Raw genomic sequence first — 7,061 nt, 5'->3', positions numbered from 1 at the left:
CCCGCCGGGCGGCCGGGGGGGGGGGCGGGGGGGGGGGGGGCCGCCCCCCCCCCGGCCCCGCCCCCCCCCCGGGCGGGGGGGGCCCCCCCCCGGCGGGGGGGGGGGGGGCGGCCCCCCCCCCCCCCGCGCCCGGGGGGCCGTCCGTCATCAGGTGGGGGGCGACCACCTCGTCGATGTCGCTGCCCACGTCGCGCGCCGCGTCCTTGCCGACGGTGGCCAGGAAGACCCCGCCGGGACGCAGCACCCGTCCGGCCTCGGCGACCACGGCCGCCACCGCACCCGGTTCCCGCAGCAGGTGCAGCAGCCACACCGCGCTCACCGCGTCCAGCGAGGCTGCCGGGAGGGGCAGCCGGCCCGCGCGGGCGAGCACGACGGGGACCCCGCGCCGCGCGGCGGTCGCGGCCGTCCCGTACGAGGCGTCGGCGCCCAGGACCCGAAGGCCGGGGCGGGTCAGCCGGGTGGTGACGACGCCGGTTCCGCATCCCACGTCCAGGAGGGTGCGCGCGGTGGGCGGCAACAGGCCGAGGACGGCGGCGGCCGCCGCCTCGGCGCGCGGGCGCCGCCGCGGGAGGCGTCGTAGGCGTCGGCCTCCGCGTCGCAGCCGACCAGCGGTGCCGGGCCCGGCACCGGCATCAGCGGGCCCCGTGGGCGGGGGCCAGCGCCTCCACTCGCTCGGCGAGGGCGAGGTCGGTCTCGGTGACCGCGTCGCCCGCGCTGTGGGTGTTCACCGCCACGCGGACCGTGTTGTAGCCGAGCGTGAGGTCGGAGTGGTGGTTCAACTCGTCCTGCACGACGGCGATGTGGGCGACGAGCGCACTCGCCGCGAGGTGGCTGCCCAGCCGGTACGTGCGCTGGATCCGGTCGTCCTCGAAGGCCCAGCCGGGGAGTTCCCGCAGCCGGTCCTCGATCTCCTTCTGGGAAAGCGGCTCGCCCGACATCCACACGCTCCTTCACGATCCGGTCGGCCCGACTGCCTGACGCGGTGTCAAGGTTCCCACAGCACGCGCCGTCGGGAAGAGCCCCGCGCACCGGCCGGTGCCGTTTCTTCCGGCCTTCCGGCTAACGTCGGGCCATGACCTCTGCGGGTGTGGGCGCGCTGCTGCGTACGTGGCGGGAACGGCGCGGGATCAGTCAGCTGGAACTGGCGGGGCGCGCGGGTTCCTCCTCCCGGCACATCAGCTTCGTGGAGAACGGCCGGTCCCGGCCCAGCGAGGAGATGGTGCTGCGGCTGGCGGAGCACCTGGGCGTACCGGTGCGGGAACGCAACGTACTGCTGGTGGCGGCCGGTGTCGCGCCCCGGTACGCCTGCACCCCGCTGGACGCCCCGGAGCTGGGCGTCCTGCGCGAGGGGCTGGAGCGGCTGCTGAGCGCGTACGAGCCGTATCCGGCGCTGGTGGTGGACGCGACGTACCAGGTGGTCGCGGCGAACCGGGGCATCACGATGCTGCTGGGGGGCGTCGCGGAGCACCTGCTGGAGCCCCCGCTGAACGCGATGCGGCTCACCCTGCACCCGGAGGGGCTCGCCCCGCGGATCCGCAACCTCCGCGAGTGGCGCGGGCACCTGCTGGCGCAGATGGAACGGCAGATCGCGCCGGCCCGCTCGGAGGCGCTGCGCGCGCTGTACGAGGAGGTGTCGGCGTACCCGGTGGTGGAGCGCGGGGGGCCGGGTGGGGCCGGACCGGCGCAGGAGAGCGCGTACTTCGCGCTGCCGCTGCTGATCGAGCACGAGGGACACGTCCTGTCCTTCGTGTCGACGATCTCCACCTTCAACACGCCGATGGACGTGACCGTCGCCGAGCTGGCCGTCGAGACCCTCCTCCCGGCCGACCCGGCGACGGCGAAATACCTGCGCTCGATGGCCCCCTGAGCACCCGGGCGCAGGGCGAGCCGCCGGTACCGGCGCGGCTCAGAGCTCCGCGAGGTCGAGGCCGGCCTGGGCGGCGGCCGCCCGGACGGTCTGCTCCAGCAGGACGGCGATGGTCATCGGGCCGACGCCGCCGGGCACCGGGGTGATCAGCGAGGCGCGGGCGGCGGCCGACTCGAAGTGGACGTCGCCGACGTTGCCCTCGTTGTACCCGGCGTCCAGGACGACCGCGCCCGGCTTGATGTCCTCGCCCCGGATGAACTCCGCCTTGCCGACGGCGGCGACCAGCACGTCCGCCTGGCGCACGATCGAGGGCAGGTCCACGGTGCGCGAGTGGCAGTAGGTGACGGTGGCATTCCGCTCCAGCAGGAGCATCCCGGCGGGCTTGCCCAGGATCGCGCTGCGGCCGACCACGACGGCGTGCTTGCCGGTGAGGTCGACGTCGTAGGCCTCCAGCAGCCGCATGATGCCGCCGGGCGTGCAGGAGACGAAGCCGGGGAGGCCGAAGCCCATGGCGGCGAAGGAGTGCATGGTGACGCCGTCGACGTCCTTGCCGGGGGCGATGGCCTCGAAGGCGGCGCGCTCGTCGATGTGGTGCGGGACCGGGTGCTGGAGCAGGATGCCGCTGATCTGCGGGTCCTCGGAGAGCTCGGTGAGCGCGGCGACGAGTTCCGCGGTGGTGGTCGAGGCGGGCAGCTCCACGTGGCGGGAGGTGATCCCGGCCTTGGCGCAGCGGTTCTGCTTCATGCGTACGTAGGTGACGGACGCCGGGTCCTCACCGACCAGCACGGTCGCAAGGCAAGGGGCGGTGCCGGTGCGCTCGGTGAGCTTGGCGGCGTGGGCGGCGGTCTGCTCCGAGATGCGGCGGGCGAGGGCGGTGCCGTCCATCAGCCGGGCGGTCCGGTCGGGGGTGCGGGTCTGGGCGGTCGTCATGGGGGTCTCCTGGGCGTCGCTGCGGTTCGCGGTCGCGGTTCGCCCAGGCGCGCGGCAGTCGACGTACGGGATGCGGGTACGCCGGGCCGCTCCCCGGTGGTGATCCACCCGAACGCCAGTCACGGCCCGCCGCCCACTGTAGTCGACCGCCGGGCAGGGCGGGCTGCGCGGGCAATCCGATGGATCACACCGGCGCGAGCTGGGAGGATCCGGACATGAAGCGCACTTTCGACGATCTGGTCGGCGAGGCCGGCTCCGTCCCGGTGGACGGCTGGGACTTCTCCTGGCTCGACGGCCGGGCCACCGAGCAGCGGCCCTCCTGGGGGTACCAGAGGATGCTGGGCGAACGGCTGGCGGCCGCCCGGTCCGCCCTGGACATCCAGACCGGCGGCGGGGAGGTGCTCGCGGGCGCCGGGCCGCTGCCCCGGCTGACGGCGGCCACCGAGTCCTGGCCGCCGAACGTGGCCCGGGCCACCCGGCTGCTGCACCCGCTGGGCGCGGTCGTGGTCGCGGACGCCGACGAGCCGCCGCTGCCGTTCGGCGACGAGGCCTTCGAGCTGGTCAGCAGCCGGCACCCGGTGACCGTGTGGTGGGACGAGATCGCCCGCGTGCTGACCCCGGGCGGCACGTACCTCTCGCAGCAGGTCGGTCCGGCCAGCGTCTTCGAGCTCGTGGAGTACTTCCTCGGGCCGCAGCCGCAGGAGGTGCGGCGCGCCCGGCACCCCGACGACGCCCTCGCGGGGGCGGCGGCCGCCGGCCTGGAGGTCGTGGACCTGCGCTCCGAGCGGCTGCGCACGGAGTTCCGCGACATCGGCGCCGTGGTCTACTTCTTGAGGAAGGTGATCTGGATGGTGCCGGGCTTCACGGTCGGGCACTACCGCGACCGGCTGCGCGAACTGCACGAACGGATCGAGCGTGAGGGCCCGTTCGTCGCACACACCGCCCGTTTCCTCATCGAAGCCCGCAAATCGGACTGAGGAGGGGGCGGAGGAGGGCGGACGGATCAGGGCCGCATCGGGTTGCGCGGCCACAGCGTGGCGCAGGTCACTCAATTCAGCGCGTAACGAATCGACTCGGGCGTGCGATGAACCGACAGGTGTCCTCGCGCAGCCCGGAATACAGAGCCCCCTCGGGTCTGTTTCCCGAGTTCGCGCGATGATGTCCCGCCCACCCTTAATTGTTCGCAACGAGAGGCTCCTTGTGTCGCTCAGCCCGTCCCGTACGTTCCCTCCGGAGATCGCCGAATCGGAGGCCCTCGTCGCGCTCGTCGAGCGCGGCCGCGAGCAGGGTCACATCAACGGTGACGATGTGCGTCAGGCCTTCGAGGCCGGCCGCATCCCGGTGGACCAGTGGAAGCGGGTCCTGCGCAGCCTGAACCAGGTCCTGGACGAGGAGGGTGTCGCGCTGCACGTCAGCGCGGCGCCCGCCACGAAGGCCGCCGTCAAGAAGCCCCGCAAGGCGGCGGCCGCGCCGGCCCGCACCGTGACCAAGAAGGCGACGGCCGCGCCGCGCCCCATCGGCGCGCGCAAGGCGTCGGCCACCGCCCCCGCCGCCGCGGCGGCGATATCCGCTCCGCAGGCCGCCGCCGAGGACGAGGTGACGGCCGAGGCCGCCGCCGAGCCCAAGAAGCGCGTGGTCAAGAAGACCGCCGCCAAGAAGGCCACGGCCACGAAGAAGACGGCCGCGGCGAAGAAGACCGGCGCAAAGGACTCCGACGAGGCCGAGACCCCGGTCGTCGAGGGCGAGGACTGGGCGGCCGAGGACCTCGCCGACGAGGTCGAGGAAGAGGCCCCCAAGGCCGGCGGCACCCAGGGCTTCGTGCTTTCCGATGACGACGAGGACGACGCCCCGGCGCAGACGGTCATGGTGGCCGGCGCCACCGCCGACCCCGTCAAGGACTACCTCAAGCTGATCGGCAAGGTGCCGCTCCTCAACGCCGAGCAGGAGGTCGAGCTCGCCAAGCGCATCGAGGCGGGTCTGTTCTCCGAGTACAAGCTCGAGGAGGAGGACGACCACAAGCCCGCGTTCAAGCGCGAGCTGGAGATCCTGGTCGAGGACGGCCGCCGGGCCAAGAACCACCTGCTGGAGGCCAACCTCCGCCTCGTGGTCTCGCTCGCCAAGCGCTACACCGGCCGCGGCATGCTCTTCCTGGACCTGATCCAGGAGGGCAACGTCGGCCTGATCCGCGCCGTGGAGAAGTTCGACTACACCAAGGGCTTCAAGTTCTCCACGTACGCGACCTGGTGGATCCGGCAGGCGATCACCCGCGCCATGGCCGACCAGTCCCGCACCATCCGCATCCCCGTGCACATGGTCGAGATCATCAACAAGCTGGCCCGGGTCCAGCGCCAGATGCTCCAGGACCTCGGCCGCGAGCCCACTCCGGAGGAGCTGGGCAAGGAACTCGACATGACCCCCGAGAAGGTCATCGAGGTCCAGAAGTACGGCCGCGAGCCGATCTCCCTGCACACCCCGCTGGGTGAGGAGGGCGACAGCGAGTTCGGTGACCTCATCGAGGACTCCGAGGCCGTGGTCCCGGCCGACGCGGTGTCGTTCACCTTCCTCCAGGAGCAGCTCCAGTCGATCCTGGGCACGCTCTCCGAGCGTGAGGCGGGCGTCGTCTCCATGCGCTACGGCCTCAACGACGGCCAGCCGAAGACGCTGGACGAGATCGGCCGCGTGTACGGGGTCACCCGTGAGCGCATCCGCCAGATCGAGTCCAAGACCATGTCGAAGCTGCGCCACCCGTCCCGTTCCCAGGTCCTGCGCGACTACCTGGACTGATCGGACCGGCTCACGAAGACCGGCCCGGGCCCCGTACGCAACGGGGCCCGGGCCGGTTTTCCGTGTCACCGCTCAGGCCGTCGTACGGGCCCTGCGCGCGGCCATCACGGCGTAGCAGAAGACGCCCGCGAAGAGGAACAGGACGCCCTGGTAGACGGCCGCGTAGCCGGAGCCCGCGACCAGCCACATGGAGAAGGCGAAGGCCAGGCAGGCCAGGGCCGCGTCGCGGACCAGCCGGCCGCGCCGGACCCGGCCGCGCTGCCCGGAGGCCAGGAAGTAGACCTGCGCGGCGGTGGACAGCAGGTAGGGGACGGTCGCCGTGAAGGTGGTGACCAGCACCAGCACCTCGAACACGCCGTCGCCGCCGGCCGTGTAGTTGTAGACGGTCAGGCCGGAGGCCAGGGCCGAGGTCACGAGGACGCCGGCCACCGGGACCCCGCGCCGCTTGGTCTCGAAGACCTTGGGGAAGAGCCCGTCCCGGGCGGCCGCGTACGGGGTCTGCGCGCTGAGCAGCGTCCAGCCGTTGAGGGCGCCGACCATGGAGATCACGGCGGCGCATGCGACGAGCGTGCCGCCCCAGGTGCCGCCGAACAGGGCGTCGACGGCGTCGGAGAACGGCGCCTGGGAGGCGACGAGCCGGTCGTGCGCGACCAGCCCGAAGACGGAGAGGGTGCCCAGCAGGTAGACGACGGCCGCGCCGGCGGTGCCGAGCACGGTGGCCCGGCCGACGTTGCGGGCCGGGTCCCGGACCTCGCCGGCGCTGACGGCGGCGGACTCGACGCCGAGGTAGCTGAACAGCAGGATCGCGGCGGAGGCGGAGACCGCGCCGACGGGGCTCTGGCCGGTGGCCCGGAAGGGGCCGAGGTTCGCCGGGTCGAAGGCGAACAGGCCGCCGACGGCCACCAGCAGGAGCGGGGCGAACTTGAGTACGGTCGAGATGAGTTGGACGGCTCCCACGTAACGGGTGCCGGCCAGGTTCGCCAGCGCCGGCAGCCACTGCACGGCGAGGGCGCCCAGGCACATGGACCACGTGTGGTCGCCGAGCGCCGGGAAGAGCACGCGGAGGTAGCCGACGGCGGCCACGGCGAGGGCCGCGTTCGAGACCCAGGTGGTGATCCAGTAGCTCCAGGCGGCGAGGAACCCGGCGAAGTCGCCGAAGGCGGCGCGGGCGTAGACGTAGGGGCCGCCGGTCTGCGGGTGCCGCTCGGCGAGCCGGCCGAAGACCAGGGCGAGGGCGATCGCGCCGAGGGTGAGCACGCCGAAGGCGACGAGGCTGATCGTGCCGAAGGGGGCCACCGAGGCCGGCAGCAGGAAGATGCCGCCGCCGATGATGTTGCCCATGACCAGGCAGGTCGCGATCGGCAGACCGAAGCGGCGGGCGTGCGGTCCGGCCGCGCGCCCGGCGGGGGTGCTCGCCGGGACGGGGCCGGGGGTGGTCTGCGGGGCAGGGTCCGGGGCGTGCAGGGTGGTGCTCACGGGT

At 73.3% G+C, this 7,061-nt stretch carries 6 protein-coding genes, 1 pseudogene and 1 riboswitch; of the genes and pseudogenes, 3 read left to right on the top strand and 4 right to left on the bottom strand.

The window, feature by feature from the left end; all coding sequences use genetic code 11:
* Both ACIA6C_RS21785 and ACIA6C_RS21780 read right to left on the bottom strand, forming a co-directional pair.
* Positions 1 to 609: pseudogene (locus tag ACIA6C_RS21785) on the bottom strand (class I SAM-dependent methyltransferase); the annotation flags it as partial.
* Between the two features lie 23 nt (positions 610 to 632).
* Positions 633 to 938 (bottom strand): 4a-hydroxytetrahydrobiopterin dehydratase, encoded by a 306-nt coding sequence (locus ACIA6C_RS21780; RefSeq protein WP_399278074.1) that lies wholly within the window; start codon positions 936 to 938, stop codon positions 633 to 635.
* A gap of 134 nt (positions 939 to 1,072) precedes the next feature.
* Here ACIA6C_RS21780 and ACIA6C_RS21775 point away from each other — a divergent pair, with 134 nt between their 5' ends.
* The gene (locus tag ACIA6C_RS21775; protein WP_399278072.1) at positions 1,073 to 1,867 is read left to right on the top strand and encodes a helix-turn-helix domain-containing protein; all 795 of its coding nucleotides are present in this window, start codon (positions 1,073 to 1,075) and stop codon (positions 1,865 to 1,867) included.
* Positions 1,868 to 1,906: 39 nt separating this feature from the next.
* On the opposite strand, the gene ACIA6C_RS21770 is transcribed toward ACIA6C_RS21775, so the two are convergent.
* The gene (locus tag ACIA6C_RS21770) at positions 1,907 to 2,797 is read right to left on the bottom strand and encodes a bifunctional 5,10-methylenetetrahydrofolate dehydrogenase/5,10-methenyltetrahydrofolate cyclohydrolase (RefSeq protein ID WP_399278070.1); all 891 of its coding nucleotides are present in this window, start codon (positions 2,795 to 2,797) and stop codon (positions 1,907 to 1,909) included.
* A 34-nt stretch (positions 2,798 to 2,831) separates the two neighbouring features.
* Positions 2,832 to 2,930, bottom strand: a riboswitch (ZMP/ZTP riboswitch).
* A gap of 82 nt (positions 2,931 to 3,012) precedes the next feature.
* Here ACIA6C_RS21770 and ACIA6C_RS21765 point away from each other — a divergent pair.
* On the top strand, positions 3,013 to 3,774 hold the full coding sequence (locus ACIA6C_RS21765; RefSeq protein ID WP_399278068.1) for a methyltransferase domain-containing protein: 762 nt from the start codon (positions 3,013 to 3,015) through the stop codon (positions 3,772 to 3,774).
* Between the two features lie 223 nt (positions 3,775 to 3,997).
* Complete coding sequence (locus ACIA6C_RS21760) at positions 3,998 to 5,581, top strand: RNA polymerase sigma factor (RefSeq protein ID WP_361132879.1); 1,584 nt, start codon at positions 3,998 to 4,000, stop codon at positions 5,579 to 5,581.
* A gap of 72 nt (positions 5,582 to 5,653) precedes the next feature.
* Here the strand turns inward: ACIA6C_RS21760 and ACIA6C_RS21755 are convergent, their stop codons facing one another.
* Complete coding sequence (locus ACIA6C_RS21755; protein ID WP_399278066.1) at positions 5,654 to 7,057, bottom strand: amino acid permease; 1,404 nt, start codon at positions 7,055 to 7,057, stop codon at positions 5,654 to 5,656.
* Positions 7,058 to 7,061: the final 4 nt, after the last annotated feature.

The organism is Streptomyces sp. NPDC051578 (assembly GCF_044454045.1).
In the GTDB taxonomy this organism is placed as follows: Bacteria; Actinomycetota; Actinomycetes; order Streptomycetales; family Streptomycetaceae; genus Streptomyces.
The sequence above is the reverse complement of the archived record's forward strand: the minus strand, read 5'-3'. Positions and strand labels throughout refer to the sequence as shown.